Genomic DNA, 23,628 nt, shown 5'->3' with positions numbered 1-23,628 from the left:
GATGAGCGAAGTGCGTGTCCACCTGGCCAAGGAGATCGTTGCTGATCTCTGGCGGCACAAGCTGCAGATCCTGTTGTCAGTCGCCGTGCTGGTGACTGCGTTTGCCGTGATCCTGGTGACCAACATGACGCGCGGCCTGACTGCCAAACAGAACGACCTGATGGCCGAAGAGGATCGCCTCAATATCGAATGGCGTCACCTCCTGCTGGAGCAGGGCACCCTGGCGGAACACTCCCGGGTGGCCACTCTGGCGATGGACAAGTTACAAATGGGTCGCCCTCTGGTGACCACCGAGAAGGTAATTACCCTGCCATGAAACGCAAGGCTACAGCCAAAGCTGCCAAAGCGAACGTCAAAGCGCCCTCGATCTATCCGTGGCGCTTTCGCACGCTGGTCGTATTCATCGGCATTGCATTCGTTGGGCTGATCCTGCGCTTGGCCTGGATCCAGGTGATCAACCCTGACCGCCTGCGGCAGGAGGGGGACATGCGTTCCCTGCGTACCACCTCCACCCAGGCTGTGCGCGGTATGATCACCGATCGCAACGGTGAACAGCTGGCTGTTTCCGTTCCGGTCGAGGCGGTCTGGGCCGATCCCAAGACGGTGCACGAGTCTGGTGCGATTCACAACGAGCGCGCCTGGATGGCGCTCTCCGCTGTTCTCAAAATCGACATCAATACCCTCAAGCAGCGTATTGCTAACCCCAGCAAGCGCTTCGTCTATCTGCAGCGTCAGGTGACGCCCGCTGTCTCCGAATACATCAAGGGGCTCAAGCTGGGTGGTGTCTATCTGCGTCCCGAGTCACGCCGCTTCTACCCAACCGGCGAGATCAGCGCCCACCTGGTGGGGGTAACCAACATCGATGGCAACGGGATCGAGGGGATCGAGCGCAGCTACAACGAGTGGCTGACGGCGACGCCTGGCGAGATGCGGGTGCGCAAGGATCGGCAGGGTCGGGTCATCGAGCGTCTTGGCATCGTTAAAGAGGGCAAGAACGCCAACGATCTGCAGCTCAGCATCGATCAGCGGGTACAGGCTCTGGCCTATCGGGCGCTCAAACGCGCAACCGACGAGAACAAGGCAACGTCAGGCTCGATGGTGATGCTGGATATCAAGACCGGCGAAGTGCTCGCCATGGTCAATACCCCCTCCTATAACCCGAACAACCGCGGCCAGTATCAGAGTTTCCGGGTGCGCAACCGGGTGGTGACCGATACCTACGAGCCGGGCTCCACAGTCAAGCCGCTGATTTTGCTAAGTGCCTTGCAGGCGGGTGTCACCAGCTGGAAGGATTTCATTCCCGGTGGTCCGCTCTTTATCGGTGCCAAGCAGATCAAGGACGTCAGTATTCACAAGGCGACCAACCTTTACGATATCCTGCGCTACTCCTCCAACATTGGCATGTCGCGCATCGCGCTACGGATGCCGGCCCAAGAGATGATCAACACCCTCAGTATGTTCGGTTTCGGCATGGATACCGGCAGCGGACTGATGGGCGAGAGCGGTGGTATGTTGCCTCAGCGTCGGCGCTGGTCCGATATCGAGCGGGCGACCCTTTCATTTGGTTATGGTCTGCGGGTTACCCCGCTGCAACTGGCTTCCGCCTACGCCACCCTAGCCAACAAGGGCAAGCGAGTGCCCATCTCCATCGTCAAGGTGACCACGCCGCCCAAGGGTGAGCAGGTGATCGATCACAACAACGCCTCCGCCATGCTGCAGGCGCTGGAGTACGTAGTCGACAACGCCATTCCAAAAGCCAAGATCCCGGGTTATCGGGTCGGTGGCAAGAGTGGTACCGCCAAGGTCGCCGTTGCCGGAGGCTACGGCAAGGATTACATGGCCTGGTTTGCCGGTTTTGCCCCTGCCAGTAATCCCCGTTTCGTCATGGTAGTTGTGATTAACGAGCCAAAAGGCAGTGCCTACTATGGCGGTGCCGTGGCGACCCCACCGTTTGCAGAGGCCATGGGCGGGGTACTGCAACTCTTCAATATTCGTCCTGATGCGGTGCCCACAGCGGTGCCCGCCAAACTTGCCCGTACGGAGGCTCCTCTTGTCCCGCGCACTTGATGCATTACTGCGCCCCTTCGGTATCCAGGCGCCGGCGCTCACTCTGACCGATATTCAGCTTGACAGTCGGCGGGTCAGGCCCGGCACGCTTTTCGTGGCCATCCGTGGCCATCAAGTGGATGGTAGACGTTTCATCGAACAGGCGGTGGCTCAGGGAGCGACCGCTGTTGTGTTTGAGGAGGATGGTGAATTTGTTGCGCCAGCAACCTCGACTCCCTGTATCGGGATGCGGGATCTGCCCGCTCATCTCTCTGCGCTTGCCGGGTATTTCTACGACCAGCCAGCGAGAAAACTGGAGCTGGTCGGGATCACCGGTACCAACGGCAAGAGCACCACTGCATTGCTGGTCGCCAACTGGCGCACCCTGCTGGGTGGTAAGGCCGGGGTGATGGGCACCATCGGCAACGGCCTGTTTGGCCATCTGATCGAAGCGGAAAATACCACTGGCAGCGCCGTGCAGGTACAAGCCAATCTGTCTGCGCTGCAAGAGCAGGGGGCGGATCTGGTGGCGATGGAGGTCTCCAGCCATGGTCTGGTGCAGCACCGTGTCGCCGCGCTGCCCTTTTCCGCCGCTGTCTTTACCAACCTGAGCCGGGATCACCTCGACTACCACGGCACCATGGAAGCCTATGGCGCGGCCAAGGAGCAGCTGCTGCAACTGGTCGATGAGTCGAATGCGGTGATCAACCGGGATGATGCATTGGGTGCCAAGTGGCTCGAAAAATACCCGGCAGCGGTGGCTTTCAGTGTGAATGGCCCGATTGAACACCATTCCGGCCGTCAATTAACGGCGCAGCAGCTCGATTTTCACCAGCAAGGTTTTCGCGCGCAGATTAACTCCAGCTGGGGGAATGGTGTATTATCCGCCCCCTTGCTCGGCCGCTTCAACGTCAGCAATGTGCTGGCGGCGATGGGCGTGATGCTGGTGCTCGGCTATGACTTCCACGAGCTGTTGGCGACAGCACCTCAATTGCAGCCGGTGACCGGTCGCATGGAGTGTTTTGGCGGTGGAGTTACGCCGCTGGCGGTGGTCGATTATGCCCATACCCCGGATGCGCTGGAGAAGGCATTGCAGGCACTGCGTGTGCACTGTGCAGGTCAGCTCTGGTGCCTGATTGGCTGTGGTGGCGATCGGGATCGCGGCAAGCGTCCCATGATGGCAGCCATGGCTGAGCAGTATGCGGATCGCGTGATCCTGACTGACGACAATCCCCGTACCGAAGAGCCGGCCCGGATCATGGCCGACATGGTGGCGGGGCTTCGCGATCCTGCTGCGGTGCAGGTCGAGCACGATCGGGTCAAGGCGATCTCGCTTGCCATCGGTCAGGCGAACAAACAGGACATCATCCTGGTGGCCGGTAAAGGCCACGAGGATTATCAAATCATAGGAACCGACAAGCGGCACTACAGCGACCGGGAAACCGTCGCGGCCGCCTTGCACACATTATTGGAGTCATTCAAATGATGACCCTCAGGCTTGCCGAGCTGGCGCAGGTACTTGATGCCCGTCTGATTGGCGAAGATGGCGAGATCACCGCTGTCAGCACCGATACCCGTACTTTGGGTGCTGGTGCTCTGTTTGTTGCACTGCGCGGTGAGCGCTTCGATGCCCACGACTTTTGCGATCAGGCGCTGGTGGCAGGGGCCTCTGCCCTGCTGGTCGAGCGCGAACTGCCTCTGGCCATCCCCCAGCTGGTGGTGGCGGACAGCCTCAAAGGGCTGGGCCGGCTCGGCAAACTGGTGCGTGAGCGCATCAACCCGAAAGTGCTGGCTATCACCGGCAGCTGCGGCAAGACCACGGTGAAGGAGATGGCGACCGCTATCCTGCGTCATGAAGGAGAGGTGCTGGCCACCGCCGGCAACTTCAACAATGAGGTGGGCGTGCCGCTCACCCTGCTGCGCCTCGAGCCGCAACACCAGTTTGCAGTGATGGAGCTGGGCGCCAACCACAAGGGCGAGATCGCCTGGACCACCTCGCTGGCCAAACCCGATGCCGCCATCATCAACAACGTTGCAGCTGCCCATCTTGAGGGCTTCGGCTCGCTTGAGGGGATCTACCACGCCAAGAGCGAAATTTTTGAAGGCTTGAGCGCAGGCGGTACCGCCATCGTCAATGCCGACAACGAATTCTGGCCGAAATGGCGCGAGCGTGGCATTCGCTGCGCCTTCTCCATCGAAGATCAGAGCCAGCCGTTCCATGCTCGCGATGTGGTTCTCAACGCTCAGGGTTGTGCCGAGTTCGTGATGGTGACCCCGCAGGGCGAGGTGAGCCTGACTCTGGCGATCCCCGGCCGCCATAACGTGGCCAATGCGCTGGCTGCTGCTGCCGGTACCTTAGCACTCGGTGCTTCTCTGGCCTCGGTCAAAGCCGGTCTGGAGCTGATGGCTCCGGTCAAGGGACGCTTCTGTGTTCAGCACTGGGGCGGCCTGACCCTGGTGGACGATACCTACAACGCCAGCGTGGAGTCCGTGCTGGCGGGCATCGATGCCCTGACCGCCATGAGCGGATTCAAAGTGCTGGTGTTCGGTGATATGCGGGAACTGGGTGAGGAGTCTGCCGAGCAACATGCCCGGGTTGGCCGTCATGCTCGCGAGTGCGGCCTGGATGCCGTGCTGACAGTGGGGGAACATAGTCGTCATACCGCAGATGCCGCGGTTGGCCGACATTTCGATAACAAGGCGTCGTTGTTTGAAGTGCTTGCTCATATGATTGATACACATCGGGAAATTTCAATTCTGGTCAAGGGAGCTCGCGGCTCCCGCATGGAAGATATCGTCGAGATGGTCAAAGACCGTCAGGAGTCTGCTCCATGCTAGTCTGGCTGGCCGAACTGCTCACCCCGCACTTCACCTTCTTCAACGTCTTCTCCTATCTGACGTTTCGCGCCATCCTGTCGATCATTACCGGACTGGGGGTTGCCCTCTGGATGGGGCCGCGGCTGATCCGACGCCTGCAGATCCTGAAATTCGGTCAGGTGATCCGCAACGATGGTCCCGAGTCCCACCTCAGCAAGCGGGGCACCCCGACCATGGGTGGCCTGATGATCATTGCTGCGATTTTCACTTCGGTGTTGCTCTGGTGCCGCCTCGACAACCCCTATGTCTGGCTGGTGCTGTTTGTGCTGGGAGCCTATGGTGCCATCGGCTTTGCCGACGACTACCTCAAGGTGGTGCGCAAGAATACCGACGGCCTGATCGCCCGCTGGAAGTACTTCTGGCAGTCTGCGGTTGCGCTTGGAGTGGCAGTCTTCCTCTACGCCACGGCCACTCATGATGGCCAGACCCAGCTGGTGGTGCCCTTCCTCAAGGATGTGATGCCGCAGCTTGGTCTGATGTTTATCCTGCTCACCTATTTTGTCATCGTTGGCACCTCCAATGCGGTCAACCTGACTGATGGTCTGGATGGTCTGGCCATCATGCCTACCGTGATGGTGGCGGGGGGCTTCGCCTTCATCGCCTGGGCCACCGGTAACGTCAATTTCGCCAGCTACTTGCATATCCCCTATGTGCCCTATACCTCCGAGCTGGTGATCGTCTGTACTGCCATCGTCGGGGCAGGTCTGGGCTTTCTCTGGTTCAACACCTATCCGGCACAGGTCTTCATGGGGGACGTCGGTTCCCTGGCACTGGGCGGCGCGCTTGGCACTATCGCCGTGCTGGTACGCCAGGAGTTCCTGCTGGTGATCATGGGCGGTGTCTTTGTGATGGAGACCGTCTCGGTGATTCTGCAGGTGGGGTCTTACAAGCTGCGCGGCGTGCGGATCTTCCGCATGGCGCCGATCCATCACCACTACGAGAAGAAGGGCTGGCCGGAGCCGCGCGTTATCGTGCGTTTCTGGATTATCACTCTAGTGCTGGTACTGCTGGGTCTTGCCACCCTGAAGGTGAGATAAGGCTATGGTCATCGTTATCGGACTCGGCAAAACCGGACTCTCCTGCGTCAACTACTTCCTCGGCCGTGGTGTCACCCCGCTGGTGATGGACACTCGTGCCAACCCGCCCGGCAAGGATCAACTGCCCGCCGAGGTGGAACTCATTCACGGGCTGGATGGTGAGCGACTCAAACAGGCGCACATGATCGTAGCGAGTCCCGGCATTGCCCTGGCTACCCCTGAATTGAAAGCGGCTGCCGAGTGTGGTGTACAGATAGTCGGCGATATAGAGTTGTTCGTTCGCGAGACCGAGACACCGGTCATCGCCATCACAGGTTCCAATGGCAAGAGCACTGTCACTACTCTGGTGGGTGAGATGATTGCCGAAGCCGGGCTCAAGGTGGGCGTGGGCGGCAATATCGGCACGCCTGCGCTGGAGCTGCTCAAGCAGCCGATGGATCTCTGCGTACTGGAGCTCTCCAGCTTCCAGCTGGAGACCACTCATAGCCTGCGTGCTGCCGCCTCTGTGGTGCTGAACCTCTCTGAAGATCACATGGATCGCTATCAGGGTATGGCCGACTACCGTGCCGCCAAGATGGAGATCCATCAGCACTCCAAGCACATTCTGGTCAATCGCGACGATCCCCAGACTTTGCCCGATGTGGGTCAGGTGTGGCAGAGCTTCGGTCTCGACTGCAATGGCTATGGCCGCTGCCTGTTGGATGGTCGCTACTGGTTGACCCTGCACGGCGAGCCGCTGCTGGCGGTGGACGAGATGAAGATCGTCGGTGCACACAATCAGGCCAACGCGCTGGCCGCCATGGCGCTGTGTGATGCGGTCGGCATTCCCCGCGCTGCCCAGCTCACCGTGCTGCGCCGCTTTGAAGGTTTGCCCCACCGTGCCCGTTTCGTGCGCGAGGTAAACGGGGTGCGGTGGATCAACGACTCCAAAGCCACCAACGTGGGAGCTACGCTAGCTGCCGTTGCCGGTGTCCGTGAATCGGTCAAGGGGCGCCTGTTGCTGCTGGCCGGTGGCCAGGGCAAGGGGCAGGACTTTGGCCCGATCCAGGCGCTGCTGGGCAACCAGATCGATCACATGTACTGCTTCGGTCAGGATGCTGAGGTGCTGCTGGCGCTGGGCGAGCAGACCGAACGGGTGGCCGACCTGGCCGCTGCGGTTGCCAAAGCGGCGGCCGATGCCAAGCCCGGTGACTGGGTGCTGCTGGCGCCAGCCTGTGCCAGCTTGGATCAGTTCAAGTCGTTCGAGGTGCGTGGCGATCGCTTTACCGAGATGGTGATGGCGCTATGAATGCCCTTCGCGCAGCCGCAGGTCTGTTCCAGCGCTGGCTATTGCCGGCGCGCCCTGCCGGCCTCTATGACCGGCAGTTGGTGTTGCTGGCGCTCTCCCTGATGGCGGTCGGGGTGGTGATCGTGGCATCAGCTTCGATCCCGGAGGGGATCTCCCTGGGGGATGATCCCTTCATGTTTGTGAAGCGTCACGCCATGTTTCTGGTGATGGCGCTCGGTATCTCCTGGTTTGTGTTGCAGGTGCCGATGGCGCGCTGGCAGGAGTACAACGGACCCATGCTGTTGCTGGCCATTCTACTGCTGGTACTGGTGCTGGTGGTCGGGCGCAATGTCAACGGCGCGGTGCGCTGGCTGCCACTGGGCCCCTTCAACCTGCAGCCGGCCGAGTTTGGCAAGCTGGCGCTATTCGTCTATCTGGCCGGTTATCTGGTGCGGCGTCAGAACGAGGTGCGTGAAGCCTGGCTTGGCTTCCTGAAGCCCCTGGCGGTATTCGGGGTGCTGGCGATCCTGTTGCTGCTGCAACCGGATCTGGGGTCGACCGTGGTGATGTTCGTCACCTCGTTCGGCATGCTGTTTCTGGCTGGTGCCAAACTGTGGCAGTTCATGATCCTCATCGGTGGCGGTCTTGGCGGGGTGATCATGCTGATCATCGTCGAGCCCTACCGGATGCGTCGGGTGACCTCTTTTATGGATCCCTGGGCCGATCCGTTTGGCAGTGGCTACCAGTTGACCCAGTCGCTGATGGCGTTTGGCCGTGGCAGCTGGTTTGGCGAGGGGCTTGGCAACTCCATCCAGAAGATGGAGTACCTGCCGGAAGCGCATACCGACTTCGTGTTTGCGATCCTCGGCGAAGAGCTGGGTTACGTTGGGGTTCTGGGCGCCCTGTGTCTCATCTTTGCGTTGGCGATCAAGGCGTTGAAGCTGGGGCATCGCGCCCTGCAAGCCGACCGCCTTTATGATGGCTATCTGGCTATCGGTATCGGCATCTGGTTCAGTTTCCAGACTTTCGTCAACGTCGGCGCGGCCAGCGGCATGATGCCGACCAAGGGCTTGACCCTGCCGCTGGTCAGTTACGGTGGCTCGAGTCTCATCATCATGACAGTGGCGGTGAGCATGTTGATTCGAATCGATTTTGAGTTGCGTCAGGCGACTGCCCAGGCGCGGGTGCGGGAGGTTTAGTGAGCAAGACGCTGTTGGTGATGGCAGGTGGTACCGGGGGGCATGTCTTTCCCGGTCTGGCCGTGGCTGATCGACTGAGGGAGCAGGGCTGGACTGTCCACTGGCTGGGGACGGCGGACCGGATGGAGGCGGAGCTGGTGCCCGCCCATGGTTATCCCATCTCCTTTATCGATATTCAGGGCGTGCGTGGCAACGGCATCAAGCGACTGCTGATGGCGCCCTATCGTATCGTCAAATCCATCTTGCAGGCGCGTCAGGTGCTCAAGACCGTTCGCCCTGATGTGGTGCTCGGTATGGGGGGCTTTGCCTCCGGTCCAGGGGGCGTGGCTGCCTGGTTCTCTGGCATCCCGTTGCTGCTCCATGAGCAGAATGCTGCTGCAGGCATGACTAACAAGCTGCTGGCGCGTATTGCCAAGCGGGTGCTGATGGCATTTCCGGGCGCCTTCGCGCCGAGCCGCCGCACCGCTGTGGTCGGCAATCCGGTGCGTCCCGAAGTGGTTGCCCTGCCGGATCCGCAGCTGCGCAGCGAAGCCGAGCCGCTGCATCTGCTGATCGTTGGTGGTAGCCTGGGTGCCCGCGTGCTCAACCAGCAGGTACCCGCTGCAGTTGCTGCGGCTGGTGTGCCTATCGAGGTGCGTCACCAGTGTGGCAAGGGCAATGCCGAGACAGTATCTGCTGCCTATGCCCAGCACGGTATCAATGCCGAGGTGAGTGAATTTATCAAGGATATGGCTGGCGCCTACGCCTGGGCAGATCTGGTGGTCTGCCGGGCGGGAGCACTGACGGTATCCGAGGTGGCCGCCGCCGGGGTAGCAGCCATTTTCGTGCCGCTCCCCCATGCGGTGGATGATCACCAGACCCGTAACGCCTTGACCCTGGTCGACGGCGGTGCGGCCGAGTTCCTGCCCCAGTCCGAGCTGAACACAACCTCACTCGCGGCACGCCTGACCTGGCTGGCTGGTCGCCGGGAGACCCTGTTTAACATGGCGAAAGCGGCTCGTCGCGTTGCCATCACAGATGCGGCCGAGCGGGTTGCAGATGAGTGCAAACAGCTCGCCAGTGGGCAGAGTGGTAAAGATTGATGAGCAAGGTTGCAGCGGTGACACCGTGCAGCCTTGTACCTGTATGTATTGATGCCGCCGTGCAGCCGCGCTTTGACGGTACATTGCCTGCGGCAGACTAAAGAGACGATTATGACCAAGGTTGAACTGGCAAAACTGCGTACTGTGATCCCCGAAATGCGCCGCGTGCGTCGCATCCACTTTATCGGCATCGGTGGTGCCGGTATGGGCGGGATCGCCGAAGTGCTTGCCAACGAAGGGTATCAGGTAACGGGTTCGGATCTGGCTCGCAATGCCGTGACTGAACGGTTGGCCGGACTGGGCGCTCACATCTTCGTCGGTCACAGTGCCGAACACGTTGAGGGTGCCAGCGTGGTGGTGGTCTCTACCGCCATCAAGCAGGACAACCCGGAGCTGCTGGCCGCCCGCGAGCTACGTATTCCGGTGGTTCGTCGCGCCGAGATGCTGGCCGAGCTGATGCGTTTCCGCCACGGTATCGCCATCGCCGGTACCCACGGCAAGACCACCACCACCAGTCTGGTGGCGAGCATCTATGCCGAAGCCGACCGCGATCCGACCTTCGTTATCGGTGGCTTGCTCAACAGTGCCGGCACCAATGCCCGTCTGGGCAGCAGCCGCTATCTGATTGCCGAAGCAGACGAAAGTGACGCCTCCTTCCTGCATCTGCAGCCGATGGTCTCTATCGTGACCAACATTGAAGCGGATCACATGGACACCTACGGCGGTGACTTCTCCAGGCTGAAGGCCACCTTTATCGAGTTTCTGCACAACCTGCCCTTCTACGGGCTGGCGGTAGTCTGCATCGATGATCCGGTGATCCGTGGTATGTTGCCGGAGATTGCTCGTCCGACCTTGACTTATGGTCTCTCTGACGACGCTGACGTGCAGGTATTGGATTTTGTCCAGACCACCAACCACAGCAGCTTCCGAGTGCGTCGCAAAGAGGCGGGCGAACTGCAGGTTACCCTCAACTTGCCGGGGATCCACAATGCCTTGAACGCTGCCGCGGCGATAGCTGTCGCGACTGAAGACGGGGTTAGCGACGAGGCCATCATCCGTGCGCTGGCCAAGTTTGAAGGGGTTGGCCGTCGCTTCCAGCAGTATGGCGAGTTCGAAACCGGGCGCGGCAAGGCCATGCTGGTGGATGATTACGGTCACCACCCGAGCGAAGTGAAGGTCACCATCAACGCTGCTCGTGCCGGTTGGCCCGAGAAGCGTCTGGTAATGGTGTTCCAGCCGCACCGTTATACCCGCACCCGAGACCTCTACGAGGACTTCGCAGATGTGCTCTCCAAGGTAGATGTACTGGTGATGCTGGAGGTTTATGCTGCCGGTGAGGATCCGATCCCGGGGGCTGATGGACGGGCTCTGTGTCGCTCCATTCGCTCGCGTGGCAACCTGGAACCCATCTTCGTCGCCACGCCAGATGACGTACCTGTCGTGCTGGCCGACGTGATTGGTGAGGGGGATTTGGTGCTGACTCAGGGGGCGGGGAACGTTGGGGCACTTGCCCGTCGTCTCGGCGAAATGAAATTGCGCATAGATAGCATGAAATCTGGTGCCTGAGGGCCCAATGAGTATTTTGACCGCCAAGCCGGGGCCTATATAATGGCGAACCGGTCTGTCAAAAGGCCGGTTTAGCGCGTTACACGGGGATCGAGCGGGTGGAGGCAAGGGCACAGGGGCGCACCAAGGGCGGCTTCATCGTAGGTGTGATGTTTTTCCTGCTGGTGATATGGGGCTGCTACCGGACTGCGCTGGATGTTAAAGGTTGGCTGACAGATGCCAACCGGTTGCCCATGAGCGAGCTGTTGCTGCAGGGGCAACACCAGTATCTGGAAACCGAAGAGCTGCGACTGGCCGTGCTGGATGGCGCCGAGTCACGCAACTTCTTCGAGTTGGATGTCAACGAATTGCAGGCACGGCTTAATGCCTTGCCATGGGTAGCCTCGGTATCGGTACGCAAGAAGTGGCCGAACAAGATCAAGGTTTACCTGACGGAACAGGATGTGGCGGCGCGCTGGAATGGCAACCGCTTCGTCAACACCAAGGGCAAGGTGTTCAGTGCGCCGGATCGGGTCAAGACATCGCTGTTGCAGTTGTCTGGGCCGGATGACCAGGCCGCCATGGTGTTGAAAGAGAGTCGGCAGTACGAAGCGCAGCTGGCGGCCAAGGGATACAAGTTGTTGGGGGTGAATCTGACCCCCCGCCATGCCTGGGAACTGACCCTGGATGGCAATATCAAGCTGTTTCTGGGGCGTAACGACATAGCGCTCAGGTTGCAGCGGTTTATCGATGCCTTCCCGGTTATCGAACCCCGTTCGCAGGTTGCGTATGTGGATCTTCGATACGATACCGGTGTGGCAGTTGGCTGGAAGAAGAGCGAAGAGAAAGTGCATGACCAACACCGCAGATAGGAATTTGATTGTCGGACTGGATATCGGCACAACCAAGGTGGCGGTTCTGGTCGGGGAAGTATTGCCGGACGGTGAACTGAACGTCATCGGTATGGGCAGTCACGCCTCCCGCGGGATGGAGAAGGGAGGGGTCAACGACCTCGATTCCGTGGTCAAGTCACTGCGCCGTGCGGTGGAAGAGGCCGAGATGATGGCGGATTGCCAGATCAGCTCGGTTTATCTGGGGTTGTCCGGCAAGCATATCGACTGCCGCAACGAGACCGGCATGGTGCCCATCTCCGATGAGGAGGTGACCCAGGAGGATGTGGACAACGTGATCCACACCGCCAAGTCGGTTCGCCTCTCCGACGAGCTGCGTGTGCTGCACGTGCTGCCCCAGGAGTTTGCCATCGACTATCAGGAAGGGATCAAGAATCCGGTCGGCCTCTCCGGCGTGCGGATGGCGGCCAAGGTGCATCTCATCACCTGCCATAACGACATGGCTCGCAACATCGAGAAGTGTGTCGAGAAGGTAGGGCTGCGGGTCGATCAACTGATCTTCTCTGCGCTGGCATCCAGCTACGCAGTGTTGACTGAAGACGAGAAAGAGCTGGGGGTCTGCGTGGTGGACATCGGTGGCGGCACTATGGACATGTCGCTGTTTACCGGCGGCGCACTGCGCCACACCAAGGTGATCCCGTACGCTGGCAGCACTGTAACCAGCGACATCGCCTACGCCTTCGGTACGCCGCCGCTCGACGCAGAAGCGATCAAGGTGCGCTACGGCTGTGCCCTCGGTCGTCTGGTCAGCAAGGAAGACAATATTGAAGTGCCCAGTGTCGGCGGCCGTCCGGCGCGCAGCCTGCAGCGGCAGACACTGGCTGAAGTGATTGAGCCCCGTTACACCGAGTTGCTCTCCATGGTGAATGATGAGCTGGTGCGGGTACAAAGCGAGTTGAAAGCGCAGGGGGTCAAGCATCAGCTGGCAGCCGGTGTGGTCTTGACCGGCGGCGCTGCCCAGATTGAAGGCATTGTGGAGTGTGCAGAGCAGATCTTCCAGTGTCAGGTCAGGGTAGGGGAGCCCATGAATATTCGTGGTCTGAGTGATTACGTGCAGGCACCGGTGTACTCGACCGCAGTCGGGTTGCTGCAGTATGGCCGTACCCATCAGGCAACAGGTAGCAACAAAGAATATGCCGCCAAGGCAAGCGTCGGTGGCCTGGTCAAACGGGTCAGCAACTGGCTGCGTGGCGAGTTCTAAGAATTTTGCTGAGTCAGGCAAATAAAGCGGAGAGACAACATGTTTGAATTTATGGATAGCCACACTGACGAAGCCGTCATTAAAGTGATCGGTGTAGGTGGCGGCGGCGGCAACGCTGTCGAACACATGGTTCGTCAAAACATCGAAGGTGTCGAGTTCATCACCGTCAACACCGACGCCCAGGCACTGCGTAACTCCAGTGCCAACACCACTCTGCAGATCGGTAGTGGTATTACCAAGGGTCTGGGGGCGGGTGCCAATCCCGAAGTGGGTCGTGATGCGGCCATGGAAGATCGCGAAGCACTGCGTGAGCTGCTGACCGGTTCCGACATGGTGTTTATCGCCGCTGGTATGGGGGGGGGTACCGGTACCGGTGCTGCGCCGATCGTGGCCGAAGTGGCGCGCGAGATGGGCATCCTGACCGTTGCTGTAGTGACCAAGCCGTTCTCCTTCGAAGGGAAGAAGCGGATGGGCTTCGCCGCGCACGGTATCGAAGAGCTCTCCAAAAATGTTGACTCCCTGATCACCATCCCCAACGACAAGTTGCTGAAGGTGCTGGGTCGCGGCATCTCCCTGCTGGACGCCTTCAAGGCGGCCAACGATGTACTGCTTGGTGCGGTACAGGGCATTGCCGAGCTGATCACCCGTCCGGGCTTGATCAACGTCGACTTCGCGGACGTACGTACCGTGATGCGCGAAATGGGTACCGCCATGATGGGTACCGGTTCTGCCTCCGGTGATGACCGTGCCGAAGAAGCGGCCGAGAAAGCCATCTCCAGCCCGCTGCTGGAAGATGTAGATCTGGCCGGTGCCCGCGGCATCCTGGTCAACATCACTGCTGGCATGGACATGACCATTGAAGAGTTCGAAACCGTGGGTAACGCGGTCAAGGCCTTCGCTTCCGAGAACGCCACTGTGGTAGTGGGTACCGTAATCGATCCGGAAATGCACGACGAACTGCGTGTGACCGTGGTTGCGACCGGTATCGGTGCCGAGCGCAAGCCGGACATCACGCTAGTCAAGAGCAGCCAGGTGCAAGAGCGCCCGGTGCGTCAGCCGCTGGTCAGTGACATGATGCAAGGCCGCGTGATGGACGAAGCGCCGGCCAAGGTGGTCAACGCCGAGCCGCAAGCCCGTCGTGAACCGGATTATCTGGATATTCCGGCGTTCCTGCGCAAGCAGGCAGACTAAGCCTCTGATGAGGCTTGTTTGTCTGTTGCTTAAGGAATGTGCTAAGATGGCCTGCCAACGACCATCTGGTCCGGATTTTAAGCTGTTTAGGGTACACCCATGATTAGACAAAGAACCTTGAAAACGAGTGTACAGGCGACTGGTGTCGGCCTGCATTCGGGCCGGAAAGTCACCATGACATTCCGTCCGGCACCTGTGAACACAGGGATCGTTTACTTGCGTACCGATCTGAATCCTGTGGTGGAGCTGCCAGCCAATGCCGATCAGGTGCGCGATACCGTTCTCTGTACCGCTCTGGTCAACGAAGCCGGTGTCCGGGTCTCTACCATTGAGCACCTCTCCGCCGCGCTGGCTGGGATGGGGATCGACAACCTCTATGTCGAGGTTGACGCGCCCGAGATCCCGGTGATGGATGGCAGTGCGCATCCCTTTATCTACCTGCTGCAGGAAGTCGGGATCCGTGAGCAAAATGCGGCCAAGCAGTTTGTGCGGATCAAGAAGAGCATCCGGGTTGAAGACGGCGACAAGTGGGCGGAATTCCACCCCTATCGCAACGGCTTCAAAATGGATCTCGAGATCGACTTCCAGCATCCGGTCTTTGAAGGGCGCAATCAGCGTTGCGTACTGGACTTCTCCGGTGCTTCCTTCGTGAAAGAGATCAGCCGTGCCCGTACCTTCGGGTTCATGCGTGATATCGAGTACCTGCGTTCCCAGAACCTGGCGCTGGGCGGAAGCCTGGAAAACGCCGTGGTACTGGATGACTATCGGGTGCTGAACGAAGACGGTTTGCGTTATGAGGACGAGTTCGTCAAGCACAAGATGCTGGACGCGATCGGTGACCTCTATATGTGTAACCGCAGCATCATCGGTGAGTTCCGTGCCTACAAGACCGGACATGCCCTGAACAACAAACTGCTGCGTGCCTTGCTGGCCGAGCAGGAGGCTTGGGAACTGGTGACCTTCGAGGGTGAGGGCGACAAAGCGCCTATCGCTTACTACGATAACGGTCTGGTTCTGGCCTGATAGCTATGCAACGGAACGTCGGTCCTCTCTCCGCACCGACGTTCCGTCATTTGTTTACTCCATCCTTTAATACCGATTATCTCCCGGTTTTATTTCCCGTGCAGGCTCTTGGCCGCACCTGACCGAGCAGACTGATTTCTATGAGCATTACCCTGATCCTCCACGGCAAGCAGCGACGCAAGTTGCACCTGCCCAAACAACGTCTGGCCTGGGTCGGCGGTATTCTCCTCTCCCTGTTGGCACTTGGTGGTGGTTGGCTTTGGCAGAGTTGGCACCAGAAAATGGAGGCGCTGGAAGTAGCGCTTGCCGTTGCCGAGCAACAGTCCGTCGACCAGAGTGGCGACGAAGCCCGTGAACAGTTGGCAATGTTGGCTGCTCAGGTGGGCACCATGCAAGGCCAGCTTGGCCGTCTCAATGCCCTCGGCGAACGATTGACCGAGCAGGCCGATCTCGACCCCGACGAGTTCAATTTCAAAGAGCTGCCCCCCATGGGCGGACCTTCTTATGATGAAGATCTGGAAGTGAGCCTCAACGAGCTGCAAGCCTCTATGAAACACCTCAGCCAGCAGCTCAGCAGCCGTGAAGAGCAGCTGTCGGTACTTGAATCTTTCATCATGAATCACCATATCACCGATGCCGGTTTTATTTCCGGCACGCCAGTCAAACAAGAGCGAGTTTGGGTCTCGTCCGGGTTTGGTGGACGCGTCGATCCGTTCAACGGGCGTGCCAAGATGCACAAAGGGGTCGATTTCCGTGGCAAACCCGGAACCCCGATTCTGGCCACCGGGCCTGGCATTGTCAGCTGGGCGGGCCGTCATCCGGAATTTGGCAATATGGTGGAGATTAATCACGGCAATGGCCTTGTCACCCGCTATGCCCACAACTCCAGGTTGCTGGTCGAGGTGGGCACCATGGTTGATCAGGGTCAGAAGATTGCCTTGATGGGACGTACCGGTCGTGCGACCGGTGTCCATTTGCATTACGAAGTGTTGAAAGACGGTCGTCAGGTCAACCCCGCACGCTTTCTCAGTGCCAGCCGGGGTTAGGTTTTTTTCTTCAGTTCCAGTGACGGAACGCTTTTATAACCAGAAATAGTTGGTACCCATGATTAGCACACTGCTTACCAAGATTATCGGCAGCCGGAACGACAGAACGCTCAAGGCTTTGCGCAAAATTGTAAAACAGATCAATGCCATGGAGCCGCAGTTCGAGGCTCTCTCCGATTCCGAGTTGCAGGCCAAAACGGCTGAATACCGTCAGCGTATCGAGCAGGGCGAGACTCTGGAGCAGTTGCTGCCGGAAGCGTTCGCGACTGTGCGTGAAGCCTCCAAGCGGGTGTTCGGCATGCGTCACTTCGACGTACAGCTGATCGGCGGTATGGTGCTGAACTCCAACCGCATTGCAGAAATGAAGACAGGTGAAGGTAAGACCCTGACCGCGACCCTGCCGGCCTACCTGAATGCCCTGAGCGGTCGTGGCGTGCACGTGGTGACCGTGAACGACTACTTGGCCAAGCGTGATGCGGAAGCTAACCGTCCGCTGTTTGCTTTCCTCGGCATGACCGTTGCGTGCAACGTGCCCGGCATGGATGCGTCCCAGAAGCGTGACGCCTACGCTGCCGATATCACCTACGGTACCAACAACGAATTCGGTTTCGACTACCTGCGTGACAACATGGCGTTCTCGCCGGAGCAGCGCGTACAGCGCCCGCTTAACTACGCGCTGGTGGACGAGGTTGACTCGGTGCTTATCGATGAAGCCCGTACTCCGCTCATCATCTCCGGCCCGGCCGAAGACAGCTCAGAGCTCTATATTCGCGTCAACAAGCTGATCCCGCTGCTGGTCAAGCAGGACAAGGAAGACACCGAAGAGTACACCGGTGACGGTCACTACACGGTGGACGAGAAGAACCGTCAGGCCCTGCTGACCGAAAACGGCCAGATCTTCGTGGAAGAGCTGCTCAAGAAAGAGGGGCTGCTGGACGAGAACGACTCCCTGTTCTCCGCCTCAAACATCAGCCTGCTGCACCACGTCAACGCCGGTCTGCGTGCTCATACCCTGTTCGAGCGCAATGTGGACTACATCGTCCAGAAGGACGAGATCGTCATCGTCGATGAGCACACCGGTCGTACCATGCCGGGTCGTCGCTGGTCCGATGGTCTGCATCAGGCCGTTGAAGCAAAGGAAGGGGTGAAGATCCAGAACGAGAACCAGACGCTGGCATCTATCACCTTCCAGAACTACTTCCGTCTCTACAACAAGCTGGCGGGGATGACCGGTACTGCAGATACCGAAGCCTTTGAATTCCAACAGATTTATGGCCTGGATACCGTGGTTATCCCGACCAACAAGCCGATGGTGCGCAAGGACATGGGCGATCTGGTCTACCTGACCGCCAATGAGAAGTATGCTGCCATCGTCAAGGATATTCGCGAGTGTGTGGAGCGCGGCCAGCCGGTGCTGGTGGGTACCGTCTCCATCGAAAACTCAGAGCTGCTCTCCGGCATCCTGACCAAGGAGAAGATCCCGCATCAGGTACTGAACGCCAAGTTCCACGCCATGGAGGCGGAGATCGTTGCCCAGGCAGGCCAGACTGGTGCTGTCACCATCGCCACCAACATGGCCGGTCGTGGTACCGATATCGTGTTGGGCGGCAACTGGCAGGCAGAGATCGCCAAGCTGGAGAACCCGACCGAGGAGCAGATTGCCGAGCTGAAAGCGGCCTGGCAGGTGCGCCACGATGCCGTGCTGGCCGCCGGTGGTCTGCACATTATCGGTACCGAGCGTCACGAATCCCGTCGTATCGACAACCAGCTGCGCGGCCGTTCCGGTCGTCAGGGTGACCCGGGTTCCTCCCGCTTTTACCTCTCCATGGAAGATACCCTGATGCGGATCTTCGCCTCTGATCGCGTCACCGGCATGATGAAGAAGCTGGGCATGGAAGAGGGCGAAGCCATCGAACACCCCTGGGTCACCAAGGCGATCGAAAATGCCCAGCGCAAGGTGGAAGGTCGCAACTTCGACATCCGCAAGAGCTTGCTGGAGTTTGATGACGTTGCCAACGACCAGCGCAAGGTGGTCTACGAGCAGCGTAACGAGCTGCTGGATACCAACGACATCTCCGAGACCATCCACGTTATCCGTGATGATGTCTACGGCAGCGTGATCGATGAGTATATCCCGCCCCAGTCTCTGGAAGAGATGTGGGATGTACCGGGTCTGGAAGCGCGCCTGAAGGCCGATTTCGCGCTGGATCTGCCGTTGCAGCAGTGGCTGGCGGAAGATGACAAGCTTTACGAAGAGAAGCTGCGCGAGCGCATTCTGGACGAAGCTACCAAGCTCTATGCCCACAAGGAGGAGCTGGTTGGCAAAGAGGTGCTGCGCAACTTCGAGAAGGCGGTGATGCTGCAAACTCTGGATGGTTTGTGGAAAGAGCATCTGGCGGCCATGGATCACCTGCGTCAGGGCATCCATCTGCGCGGCTACGCCCAGAAGAACCCCAAGCAGGAGTACAAGCGTGAATCCTTCGATCTGTTTACCCAGATGCTGGAAACCCTCAAACGCGACGTGGTCAGCATTCTGAGCCGTGTTCAGGTGCAGGAGCGTGATGTGGAAGCGATGGAAGAGCAGCAGCGCCAGCAGGCGGAAGCCGCTCCCCGTACCTACACCCACGCCGCTGCCGAGAACCAGCTGGCCGATGAACAGACCGCAGGCGAAGAGGGCCACACCACTTTCGTACGCGACGAGCAGAAGGTTGGCCGCAACGATCCCTGCCCGTGCGGCTCCGGCAAGAAGTACAAGCATTGCCACGGTCAGTTGACCTGATCGACGCTATGCCATAACAGGCGGGCCAAGTGCCCGCCTTGTTATTGGTGGCAACAAGCGAACAGAGGTAATTGATGGAACAGAAAAAACGGATCTGGGTGGCGGTTGGCGTCATCGAGAATGAACGGGGCGATATCTTCATCGCCAGACGCTCCTCCGATCGCCATCAGGGTGATCGCTGGGAGTTTCCCGGTGGCAAGGTAGAGTCCGGTGAGGATCTGCTCACCGCACTGGATCGGGAGCTGTGGGAAGAGATCGGCATCCGGGTGCAGGATTGTGCCCCTTTTATGGAGCTGCAGCACGACTACCCCGAGAAGCAGGTGTTGCTGGATATCTGGAAGGTGACCCGTTTCAGCGGCGATCCGTTCGGCAAGGAGGGGCAGGAGTGTCTATGGGTGCCGGTGGCTGAGCTGCACAACTACCACTTTCCCGATGCCAACGGTCCGATTGTCGCGCGGCTTCAAGGCCTGCTGGCGTGAGCCGGTAGTAATCAACAAGTATGAAAAAAGGGCCAATTGGCCCTTTTTTCATTTTACAGAGGCGAGTGGCCGCAGGCTTATAGCCACTGGTCACCCTCTTCCGGCTCCGGCAGCAGGTCCGGGTTGATTTCGCCGGGAATGCGCTTCTCTTCATCGGCCCATTCGCCGAGATCGATCAGCTGGCAGCGCTTGCTGCAGAAGGGGCGGAACGGACTCTGCGGGCCCCACTCCACTTCGCTCTGGCAGGTTGGACACTTTACCTTGGTGACCATAAGCCCTCCTTAGCAGCAGGCGAGCTGGAACGGCACGTCGCCAATCGGCTGTTCTGCGGTGGGCAGAAAGCGCAGGGCGAAGCGGTTCTTGTGGCCGCTCAGGGTCGGGTAGCAGAACAGATTGCCCGGCAGCTTGATGCGGATCAGCTCGGCGCTCTCGGCGGTGTCCTGGAAGAAACCGTTGCTCGCAACCTGCTCACTGAAGCTGCCTGATTCGCGCCACAGGCGCAGCAGCAGTGTGATGGCATTCATCAGCAGGTTGATATCGCTCAGCCAGCCCTGCATCTGCTGGTGACGGGTGATGGCCGGGGTTCCGAGCCAGTGGTGCAGCTGCGGCACATCGAAGGCACACAGGCCACCCGGGATGGAGAAACGCTGGCGGATGGATCCGAGCAGACGATCCTCTTTCAGGCGGGCACCCGGGCGTGGTGAATTGAGCAGGTTGCGGGAGAGCTGGCTGCTCTCTTGCTGCATCAGTTTGATCTGCTCCAGATCGACGTCGGGCAGGCTGGCCCAGTGGCTCAGACGCTGGCCGAGACGCTCCAGATCCTTGATGAGGTCGGCGCGCAGGTCACCACGCTCCAGCAACTCCTGCAGATCGAACAGCCCCTTGAAGAAGGCGATATGTGCCCAGGATTGTTCACTCTCCAGATTGTCGCGGATCTGGGAAAATAGGGACTCCAGACGCAGGTAGGTCCGGCTTTTTTCATTGAGGGGGAAATCGTAAATCATGCCTAATCCTGGCCAGCCATAAACCGGCCTAGTGTACTCACACTTGGCGGGCTTGTTGAGAGGCAATTGCCAGATATGTCTCGTGCAGTGCCAAAATCCGCGTTTTAATCGCCATTTCGCTGTCATTGTGGTTTTCGATGACATCATCCGCCACAGCTAGCCGTTCTGTCCGGCTCGCCTGAGCAGCGATGATGGCTTTGGCCTGCTCGGTGCTGACGCCATCCCGACGGCAGGTTCGCTCAATCTGGGTGGCTTCGTCCACATCGATCACCAGCACCCGGTCGGCGAGGCCGGTGAGTTTGTTCTCCACCAGCAGCGGCACCACCAGCAGGCAGTAAGGTGAGCGGGCAGCAGCACATTGGCGCTGCATCTCGCTGCGAATGAGTGGATGGAGCAAGGCGTTGAGCCAGGTCTTGGCTTGCGGGTCGCTGAAGACCCGTTCGCGCAGGGTGCGGCGGTCGAGTTGACCGCTCGGCTCAATCACATCCGGGCCAAAATGGTCGGCGATGGCGGCAAGAGCCTGGGTGCCCGGCTCAACGACCTCGCGGGCGATCACATCGGCATCCACCACCTCGATACCCAGCTCGGCAAACTGATTGGCGATGGTGGTCTTGCCGCTGCCGATACCACCAGTGATAGCAACTACATACATGGGAGCCTCTTGCTCAAAGCAGGGTAGAGAGATACCAGTTGGTGATGGTATCGCCCCACAGCAGGGCAATCCAGCCCGCGATGGCGAGGTAGGGGCCGAAGGGGATGGGCTTACTCTGATGGTGTTTGTGCAAAGCGATCAGACTGATGCCGATCACGGCGCCGACCAGGGATGAGAGCAGCAGAATTATGGGCAGCGCCTGCCAGCCGAGCCAGGCGCCCAGCGCCGCCAGCAGCTTGAAGTCGCCATATCCCATCCCCTCCTTGCCGGTGAGCAGCTTGAAAGCCCAGTAGAGGCTCCAGAGCACCAGATAGCCCGCCATGGCGCCAATCACTGCATCAGCCAAGGGGACGAAGCCACCTGCCAGATTGAACAGCAGCCCGCTCCACAGCAGGGGCAGGGTGAGCTGGTCTGGCAACAACATCTTGTCGAGATCGATAAAGGTGAGGGCGACCAGTACCCAGGTCAGCAGCAGGGCGGCCAGCGTGCCCCAGCCCGGTGTAATCACCATGGCAACAGCAATCGAGAGCAGGGCGGTCAGCAGCTCCACCAGCGGATAGCGGGCCGAGATGGGGGCCTGACAGTCGCGACAACGCCCCTTGAGCCAGAGCCAGCTCAACAGCGGGATGTTTTCCAGCGCAGTGATGGCGTGGTCACAGTGAGGGCATGCGGAGCGGGGGACCATCAGGTTGTAGCGCTCTGGCGCAGTGGCCTCCTCATCGGGGGAAAAGTAGCTGCGATACTCGGCCTGCCACTCCCGCTCCAGCATGATGGGCAAGCGGTGGATCACCACGTTGAGGAAACTGCCGATCATCAGGGAAAAGATAAAAACCAGCGAGAAATAGAGCCAAGGCAAGCCGTGAGCCAGCTCGAGAAGAAGTGTCATAACCAACCGTCAGTTATTAAATGAGGGGAATGGCATGGCTGTGGCGCCATGCCCTGATGAATCAGCCCACCACGTCGCCAAGTTTGAAGATGGGCAAGTACATGGCGATAACCATGCCGCCGACCAGCACCCCCAGCACCACCATGATGAGGGGTTCCAACAAGCTGGTGAGGCCATCGACCAGGTCGTCCACCTCCTGCTCGAAGATGGTGGCAACCTTGGAGAGCATATCATCGATGGCGCCGGACTCCTCGCCGATCATCACCATCTGGATCACCATGTCGGGAAAGAGATCGACGGTGCGCATCGCCACGTTGATCTGCATACCTGCCACTACCTCGTTGCGAATGGCCATTACTGCGGTGCGATAGACATAGTTGCCTGAAGCGCCGGCCGCCGAGATGAGTGCATCGACCAGTGGAATGCCGGCCGAGAAGGTGGTTGAGAGTGTACGGGCAAAGCGAGCCATGGCCGCCTTGTGCAGGATCATCCCGACCACCGGGATGGTAAGTACAAACTTGTCGGTATTGTCCCTTACCTTCTGGGAGGCGCGCCAGGCGCGTACATAGAGGAAGATGGCGAGTGCAGCTCCGCCAAAGAAGACATACCACCAGTTCTGCATAAAGCGTGAGATGCCGATGACAAACTGGGTGAACACCGGCAGCTCGGCGCCGAAGCTCTTGAAGATATCCTCGAACTGGGGGATGACGAACAGCAGCAGGATGGAAGTCACCACGATGGCCACCAGAATAACCATGGTGGGATAGAACATTGCCTTCTTGATCTTCGACTTGAGCGCTTCCGACTTTTCCCGATAGGTGGCGATACGGTCGTAGATGGTCTCCAGCGCACCGGATTGTTCTCCCGCCTCCACCAGATCGCAGTAGAGATCGTCAAAATAGCGGGGGTGGCGGCGCAACGCCTCCGACATGGGGGTGCCGGTTTCGACATCTGCGGCAATCTCCCCCATCAGTTCGCGCATGGCAGCTTTCTCGTGGCTGCGGGCGATGATCTGCAGACTCTGTACCAGTGGTACGCCGGCGGAGAGCATGGTAGTGATCTGGCGGGAAACGATGGCGATATCCATCGGCTTGATCTTGGCGCCACCCTTGGAGAAGAGCCCTTGGGATTTTTTGGCCACCTTGGTGACGTTGACCCCCTGCTTGCGCAGCTCCGCCTTGACGGTATTGATGCTGTCAGCCTGCAGCTCGCCAGAGACCTTCTGCCCCTTGCGATTAACCCCGTGCCAGCGGTAGGCGAAGACTTTTTTGGGGGTATTGTTCTTTTTCGTTAGGGTTGCCATCTTTGCATCCTGCAATTGGGCGGATGGTCAGGGAGTCCCTGAACCATCTGACCTGATAAATATCCTCAAACGGCTTGGCACCATCTGGTCGTTTGCTGGT

Annotated in this window: 21 protein-coding genes; 16 read left to right on the top strand and 5 right to left on the bottom strand. The window is 59.4% G+C overall.

From position 1 onward, the window contains the following. Window position 1 precedes the first annotated feature (1 nt). The 16 genes from ftsL (at window position 2) to mutT (ending at window position 19,683) form a co-directional block, all read left to right on the top strand. On the top strand, window positions 2-316 hold the full coding sequence (gene ftsL / locus G5367_RS14745; protein ID WP_005341708.1) for a cell division protein FtsL: 315 nt from the start codon (window positions 2-4) through the stop codon (window positions 314-316). After that, on the top strand, window positions 313-2,067 hold the full coding sequence (locus tag G5367_RS14740) for a peptidoglycan glycosyltransferase FtsI (protein ID WP_005341706.1): 1,755 nt from the start codon (window positions 313-315) through the stop codon (window positions 2,065-2,067). The genes ftsL and G5367_RS14740 overlap by 4 nt, the downstream gene beginning before the upstream one ends. After that, a complete protein-coding gene (gene murE / locus G5367_RS14735; RefSeq protein ID WP_421244522.1) occupies window positions 2,000-3,532 on the top strand; it encodes a UDP-N-acetylmuramoyl-L-alanyl-D-glutamate--2,6-diaminopimelate ligase in 1,533 nt (510 codons plus the stop codon). The genes G5367_RS14740 and murE overlap by 68 nt, the downstream gene beginning before the upstream one ends. Beyond that, entirely contained in the window at window positions 3,529-4,884 is a 1,356-nt protein-coding gene (locus G5367_RS14730; RefSeq protein ID WP_421244521.1) for a UDP-N-acetylmuramoyl-tripeptide--D-alanyl-D-alanine ligase, read from the top strand. Before murE ends, G5367_RS14730 begins: the two co-directional genes overlap by 4 nt. Beyond that, entirely contained in the window at window positions 4,878-5,960 is a 1,083-nt protein-coding gene (gene mraY, locus G5367_RS14725) for a phospho-N-acetylmuramoyl-pentapeptide-transferase (protein WP_005341701.1), read from the top strand. Before G5367_RS14730 ends, mraY begins: the two co-directional genes overlap by 7 nt. Window positions 5,961-5,964: 4 nt before the next feature. Next, window positions 5,965-7,248, top strand: coding sequence for a UDP-N-acetylmuramoyl-L-alanine--D-glutamate ligase (gene murD / locus G5367_RS14720; RefSeq protein ID WP_288729723.1), 1,284 nt, complete (start codon window positions 5,965-5,967; stop codon window positions 7,246-7,248). Next, window positions 7,245-8,426: a cell division protein FtsW gene (ftsW, locus tag G5367_RS14715; protein ID WP_005341699.1), complete on the top strand. Its 1,182-nt coding sequence runs from the start codon at window positions 7,245-7,247 to the stop codon at window positions 8,424-8,426. Before murD ends, ftsW begins: the two co-directional genes overlap by 4 nt. Continuing rightward, the gene (murG, locus tag G5367_RS14710; protein ID WP_421244520.1) at window positions 8,426-9,508 is read left to right on the top strand and encodes an undecaprenyldiphospho-muramoylpentapeptide beta-N-acetylglucosaminyltransferase; all 1,083 of its coding nucleotides are present in this window, start codon (window positions 8,426-8,428) and stop codon (window positions 9,506-9,508) included. The genes ftsW and murG overlap by 1 nt, the downstream gene beginning before the upstream one ends. Before the next feature lie 111 nt (window positions 9,509-9,619). Beyond that, entirely contained in the window at window positions 9,620-11,074 is a 1,455-nt protein-coding gene (murC, locus tag G5367_RS14705; RefSeq protein ID WP_421244519.1) for a UDP-N-acetylmuramate--L-alanine ligase, read from the top strand. A gap of 98 nt (window positions 11,075-11,172) precedes the next feature. Further along, window positions 11,173-11,925 (top strand): cell division protein FtsQ/DivIB, encoded by a 753-nt coding sequence (locus tag G5367_RS14700; RefSeq protein ID WP_005341696.1) that lies wholly within the window; start codon window positions 11,173-11,175, stop codon window positions 11,923-11,925. Beyond that, on the top strand, window positions 11,906-13,165 hold the full coding sequence (gene ftsA / locus G5367_RS14695; protein ID WP_005341694.1) for a cell division protein FtsA: 1,260 nt from the start codon (window positions 11,906-11,908) through the stop codon (window positions 13,163-13,165). Before G5367_RS14700 ends, ftsA begins: the two co-directional genes overlap by 20 nt. A 39-nt stretch (window positions 13,166-13,204) precedes the next feature. Continuing rightward, window positions 13,205-14,356, top strand: coding sequence for a cell division protein FtsZ (gene ftsZ, locus G5367_RS14690; RefSeq protein ID WP_005341691.1), 1,152 nt, complete (start codon window positions 13,205-13,207; stop codon window positions 14,354-14,356). A 99-nt stretch (window positions 14,357-14,455) separates the two neighbouring features. Further along, window positions 14,456-15,379 carry a UDP-3-O-acyl-N-acetylglucosamine deacetylase gene (gene lpxC, locus G5367_RS14685; protein WP_005336146.1) on the top strand — a complete coding sequence of 308 codons (924 nt, stop codon included), beginning with the start codon at window positions 14,456-14,458 and terminating at the stop codon, window positions 15,377-15,379. 236 nt (window positions 15,380-15,615) lie between these two features. Then, window positions 15,616-16,425 carry a peptidoglycan DD-metalloendopeptidase family protein gene (locus G5367_RS14680; RefSeq protein WP_367949402.1) on the top strand — a complete coding sequence of 270 codons (810 nt, stop codon included), beginning with the start codon at window positions 15,616-15,618 and terminating at the stop codon, window positions 16,423-16,425. Between the two features lie 58 nt (window positions 16,426-16,483). After that, window positions 16,484-19,204: a preprotein translocase subunit SecA gene (gene secA / locus G5367_RS14675; protein ID WP_337073398.1), complete on the top strand. Its 2,721-nt coding sequence runs from the start codon at window positions 16,484-16,486 to the stop codon at window positions 19,202-19,204. Window positions 19,205-19,278: 74 nt separating this feature from the next. Further along, window positions 19,279-19,683, top strand: a complete 405-nt coding sequence (gene mutT / locus G5367_RS14670) for an 8-oxo-dGTP diphosphatase MutT (RefSeq protein WP_005341686.1) — start codon at window positions 19,279-19,281, stop codon at window positions 19,681-19,683. Window positions 19,684-19,760: 77 nt separating this feature from the next. Here the strand turns inward: mutT and yacG are convergent, their stop codons facing one another. The 5 genes from yacG to G5367_RS14645 all read right to left on the bottom strand — a co-directional run bounded on the left by yacG (window position 19,761) and on the right by G5367_RS14645 (window position 23,528). Continuing rightward, complete coding sequence (gene yacG, locus G5367_RS14665) at window positions 19,761-19,955, bottom strand: DNA gyrase inhibitor YacG (RefSeq protein ID WP_005336142.1); 195 nt, start codon at window positions 19,953-19,955, stop codon at window positions 19,761-19,763. Between the two features lie 9 nt (window positions 19,956-19,964). Then, window positions 19,965-20,687: a cell division protein ZapD gene (zapD, locus tag G5367_RS14660; protein WP_005336141.1), complete on the bottom strand. Its 723-nt coding sequence runs from the start codon at window positions 20,685-20,687 to the stop codon at window positions 19,965-19,967. Between the two features lie 37 nt (window positions 20,688-20,724). Then, window positions 20,725-21,339 (bottom strand): dephospho-CoA kinase, encoded by a 615-nt coding sequence (coaE, locus tag G5367_RS14655; protein ID WP_421212466.1) that lies wholly within the window; start codon window positions 21,337-21,339, stop codon window positions 20,725-20,727. Between the two features lie 13 nt (window positions 21,340-21,352). Beyond that, entirely contained in the window at window positions 21,353-22,225 is an 873-nt protein-coding gene (locus tag G5367_RS14650; RefSeq protein WP_421244518.1) for a prepilin peptidase, read from the bottom strand. Between the two features lie 61 nt (window positions 22,226-22,286). Further along, on the bottom strand, window positions 22,287-23,528 hold the full coding sequence (locus G5367_RS14645) for a type II secretion system F family protein (RefSeq protein ID WP_337073396.1): 1,242 nt from the start codon (window positions 23,526-23,528) through the stop codon (window positions 22,287-22,289). Between the last annotated feature and the right edge of the window lie 100 nt (window positions 23,529-23,628).

This window comes from Aeromonas sp. 604282 (genome assembly GCF_049170575.1).
GTDB classification, from domain to species: Bacteria; Pseudomonadota; Gammaproteobacteria; order Enterobacterales; family Aeromonadaceae; genus Aeromonas; species Aeromonas veronii_A.
Note: the sequence above shows the minus strand (reverse complement) of the source record. Positions and strands in the feature narration are given on the sequence as shown.

Bases quoted from the DNA above. Each gene is read 5' to 3' on its own strand.
- ftsA (WP_005341694.1), top strand. From the start codon at position 11,906: ATGACCAACACCGCAGATAGGAATTTGATTGTCGGACTGGATATCGGC.
- murD (WP_288729723.1), top strand. From the start codon at position 5,965: ATGGTCATCGTTATCGGACTCGGCAAAACCGGACTCTCCTGCGTCAAC.
- mutT (WP_005341686.1), top strand. From the start codon at position 19,279: ATGGAACAGAAAAAACGGATCTGGGTGGCGGTTGGCGTCATCGAGAAT.
- lpxC (WP_005336146.1), top strand. From the start codon at position 14,456: ATGATTAGACAAAGAACCTTGAAAACGAGTGTACAGGCGACTGGTGTC.
- G5367_RS14645 (WP_337073396.1), bottom strand. From the start codon at position 23,528: ATGGCAACCCTAACGAAAAAGAACAATACCCCCAAAAAAGTCTTCGCC.
- secA (WP_337073398.1), top strand. From the start codon at position 16,484: ATGATTAGCACACTGCTTACCAAGATTATCGGCAGCCGGAACGACAGA.
- G5367_RS14730 (WP_421244521.1), top strand. From the start codon at position 3,529: ATGATGACCCTCAGGCTTGCCGAGCTGGCGCAGGTACTTGATGCCCGT.
- yacG (WP_005336142.1), bottom strand. From the start codon at position 19,955: ATGGTCACCAAGGTAAAGTGTCCAACCTGCCAGAGCGAAGTGGAGTGG.
- G5367_RS14650 (WP_421244518.1), bottom strand. From the start codon at position 22,225: ATGACACTTCTTCTCGAGCTGGCTCACGGCTTGCCTTGGCTCTATTTC.
- murC (WP_421244519.1), top strand. From the start codon at position 9,620: ATGACCAAGGTTGAACTGGCAAAACTGCGTACTGTGATCCCCGAAATG.
- G5367_RS14740 (WP_005341706.1), top strand. From the start codon at position 313: ATGAAACGCAAGGCTACAGCCAAAGCTGCCAAAGCGAACGTCAAAGCG.
- ftsW (WP_005341699.1), top strand. From the start codon at position 7,245: ATGAATGCCCTTCGCGCAGCCGCAGGTCTGTTCCAGCGCTGGCTATTG.
- coaE (WP_421212466.1), bottom strand. From the start codon at position 21,339: ATGTATGTAGTTGCTATCACTGGTGGTATCGGCAGCGGCAAGACCACC.
- mraY (WP_005341701.1), top strand. From the start codon at position 4,878: ATGCTAGTCTGGCTGGCCGAACTGCTCACCCCGCACTTCACCTTCTTC.
- ftsL (WP_005341708.1), top strand. From the start codon at position 2: ATGAGCGAAGTGCGTGTCCACCTGGCCAAGGAGATCGTTGCTGATCTC.
- zapD (WP_005336141.1), bottom strand. From the start codon at position 20,687: ATGATTTACGATTTCCCCCTCAATGAAAAAAGCCGGACCTACCTGCGT.
- murE (WP_421244522.1), top strand. From the start codon at position 2,000: ATGCGGTGCCCACAGCGGTGCCCGCCAAACTTGCCCGTACGGAGGCTC.
- ftsZ (WP_005341691.1), top strand. From the start codon at position 13,205: ATGTTTGAATTTATGGATAGCCACACTGACGAAGCCGTCATTAAAGTG.